Below are 3,447 nucleotides of genomic sequence, written 5' to 3'. Positions count from 1 at the left end.
AAACATTACACTATTATTTATTAAGTTAGAATTTTTCCCATCTTTTCCGAACTTTAATACAGGTCTTTTAATTATATTCATTTTTTGTATCAATTTTATCTCCATACTTAGAAATATTATCTCTTATTTGTGAAGTATAAGACAATAAATTAGTCTTAAAGCTATCTAATTCTTTATAGTTTATTTTATTTACTTCATTTTCTAATTTATCTAAAATATTTTCTCTTTTTGTAAGTATTTTTTTATATTCTCCACTATCTAAATTATCTTTATTTTTATTTAAATAATTTGATTCCTCTTCATAATTTTTTAATAATGAGTTCAAATTATCGGCAATATCTTTTATATAAGAATATTCTTCTGTATATTCCAAAGACAATACCGGTATTTCTAATTTTGTCAAGAATGCATCATCTACTATTTTCTTTGTTTTTTCTAAATTATTTCTTACATCATCTTCATTAAATGATATATATGCTTGTACTTTATTTGCGCCGTCTATTTTTATACTTGAATTTGGAATCTTATTTTCTTTTAATTTAGCTGTAATTTTATTTAAGTCTTTATTGTTATCAAAAGATCCCACTTGTATTAGATAAACATCAATTCCATCTACTACTGCTACTTCTGTATTTGTTGATGAGTTATCTGCTGTTGAACTTTTTTGTGATTTTTCTTCATTAGATTTATCAGTTACATTTTTTTGTGATGAGTTGTCTATTTTTTGAGTACTTGTCGATGCTAAGTTGAATATTTCAGATGCTGGGTCTTGCCAAAAATATAATTTATTTACTAAAGAAGATACGTTTTTAGATATATCGATATTTTTAAATACTTCGTCCAACTTAATTTTCTTATAACCATATCCGATTATTAAAGCCATACAAAGTATTATTGTTATATATTTTCTAGGGTGAAATCTTCGTCTTTTATTTAAACCTTTGTATATCTTTTTATTACTCATTAGTTAAGCCCCCTTAAATATTATTTATACAATTATATTTAAAGGGTTTGCTTTTTATGAATATATTTATTTAAAATCTTCTAGCTCCTAGTAATACTCGTCCATAATATCCACTTAAGCTAGATACAATGACTTTGTCTGGTTTAGATGCACTGCCACTTGCATGTATAAATGTGTTATTTCCAACATAAATACCTACATGACTCGTTCTTCCTGTACCTGTTGTTGCAAAGTATAGTAAATCTCCTGGAAGATAATTTCCTCTTGCTACTGCTGTTCCTATTTTTGCTTGTTCATAAGATACTCTTGGTATAGATTTACCTTCTGCATGTAGATATACATATCTAGTAAATCCTGAGCAATCAAAACTATTTGGACCATTAGCTCCCCAAACATACGGCTTTCCAAGCAATGAGTACGCTAAGTTTACAACAGCAGATCTATTACTATTATTTGATGATGTGTTACTATTATTTAAAGTTGTACCACTCGGCTTACTTACAGCTTCTGTAGTTATTTTTATATAGTCGCTATGTACCCATCCATCTGAACCATTTGATGAGGTAATTTTATACCATCCATTGGATTTTTCAGTTAATTTGACTACTTGTCCATAAATAAGTCTTGTCTTTATAGTATAATTTGTACCAGGTCCACTTCTTACATTTAAATTTGCATAACTTGTAACCTTTCCATTACATGGAGTAAAGGTGTTATATGTATTGCTGCTTTGATTGCTGTTTTGATTATTACTTATGGTAGATATGTATTTTCCACTTATCCATCCAGTAGTACCGTTTTCTAATTTTACATTATACCACCCATTGGATTTACTTATTAATGTAAGCTTTGTACCATATGGCACGACTGTCTTTATAGTGTTATTAGTTCCTGCTCCTGTTCTAATATTTACATAACTAGCAGTTACACTAACTTGTCCAGATACATTATTTACTATATTATTTGATGATGAAGTGCTATTTATATATTTTGAATAAACCCATCCTTTTTCACCATTATCTAAGGTAACATGTGACCATTCTCCATTTGTTTCAATTATATTTAAAGAGGCCCCTTTATAAACTACTCCTTTTTTTGAATAATTTATCCCTGGGCCACTTCTTATATTTAATGCGCTTACATTGACTGTTGCATTAGAATCAGCATAAGATTTATTTACATTTAAAGATACAGCTACAGCCCCTACTCCTATCGCTACTAATACCTTATTCATAATCTTATTCCCCCGTATTATTTATTACTAAATTTTATTATCCTCTATTTGCTGGTAATATTTCTATCCAATAATTATCTGGATCACTTATGAAGTATATTCCCATTGCTTTATTTTCAAAACAAATGCATCCCATTTCTTTATGGTGTTCATATGCTTTATCAAAATCATCTACTTCTAAAGCTAGGTGGAATTCATTATCACCTAAATTATATGGTCTATCCCAATCTCTCAACCATGTAAGTTCTAAAGTGTGATTTGTCTTTCCATCAGATAAATATACAAGTATAAAACTTCCATCATCTGCAACTTTTCTTCTTGCTTCTTTAAGACCTAAAGCTTCTTCATAAAATTTAAGACTTTTTTCTAAATCTAATACGTTAAAATTATTGTGACAAAATGTAAAATTCATACATTACCTCCTCATTAAGTTAACTATTTCTTATTTATTATAACATAATTATATCAATATTTTAGCAACTATTGGATAATGATCTGACATATTTTTTATTAATACTTCATAAGACTCCACTTTTATATTATTTGAGACAAACATATAATCGATTCTATCTAATCCAATAGAAAATGTTAGTATGTTTGATTTATTTAATTGTTCTGCTGCATCTATCATCATATCATTGTTTAATGATAAATTTCCTTCGTTAAAGTCCCCTAAAATGATAAAGTAGCTATTTTTTAGTTTTCTTAAATATTCTTCTAATTCTTTTATTTGTTTTTTTCTTTCTATATCATTTAGTCCTAGGTGAACATTTATTATATGTACTTTTTTATTTTTTACTTTTATAGTAGTATCTAAAAATCCCCTCTGCTCCTTAGTACTACTTAGGTAAATATGTTTTTCATCTATTATTTTATATTTTGAATAAGTTGCCAATCCATAATTAGTGTTGTTAGCAACAACATTTGCTCCAAAATGTAGATTCATATTTAATTCTTCTTTTAAACTGCTGACTTGAAATCCAATTTTAGATGACTCATTGACTTCTTGCAGACATATAATATCTGCATTGCTCTTTTTTAAAAAATTTATTGTATCAAATAATGTCGGCGCCATATTTTTATCAGTACCACTATGTATATTGTAACTAATAATTTTTATCTCTATCGTTTCTAAATTTTTCTCTTGACTAGTGCCAAGATAAGTAACAATTAAGAACATAAATATTAAAAGAAAAATTTTTCTTAATTTAATATTAATCACATCCTTTTTTATTAAAAATTAAAGAGA

At 27.1% G+C, this 3,447-nt stretch carries 4 protein-coding genes; all 4 read right to left on the bottom strand.

Annotation, left to right across the window (positions count from 1 at the left end; all coding sequences use genetic code 11):
* Positions 1 to 67: 67 nt before the first annotated feature.
* Positions 68 to 964, bottom strand: coding sequence for a hypothetical protein (locus tag I4U58_RS13135; RefSeq protein WP_195931789.1), 897 nt, complete (start codon positions 962 to 964; stop codon positions 68 to 70).
* Positions 965 to 1,034: 70 nt separating this feature from the next.
* Positions 1,035 to 2,198, bottom strand: a complete 1,164-nt coding sequence (locus I4U58_RS13130; RefSeq protein ID WP_195931788.1) for a C40 family peptidase — start codon at positions 2,196 to 2,198, stop codon at positions 1,035 to 1,037.
* Between the two features lie 37 nt (positions 2,199 to 2,235).
* On the bottom strand, positions 2,236 to 2,610 hold the full coding sequence (locus I4U58_RS13125; RefSeq protein WP_195931787.1) for a VOC family protein: 375 nt from the start codon (positions 2,608 to 2,610) through the stop codon (positions 2,236 to 2,238).
* A gap of 48 nt (positions 2,611 to 2,658) precedes the next feature.
* Positions 2,659 to 3,378 (bottom strand): endonuclease/exonuclease/phosphatase family protein, encoded by a 720-nt coding sequence (locus I4U58_RS13120; RefSeq protein WP_195931790.1) that lies wholly within the window; start codon positions 3,376 to 3,378, stop codon positions 2,659 to 2,661.
* Between the last annotated feature and the right edge of the window lie 69 nt (positions 3,379 to 3,447).

Origin of the sequence: Clostridium sp. 1001270J_160509_D11, assembly GCF_015667935.1 — a bacterium.
Lineage (GTDB): Bacteria > Bacillota > Clostridia > Peptostreptococcales > Peptostreptococcaceae > Intestinibacter.
The sequence above is the reverse complement of the archived record's forward strand: the minus strand, read 5'-3'. Positions and strand labels throughout refer to the sequence as shown.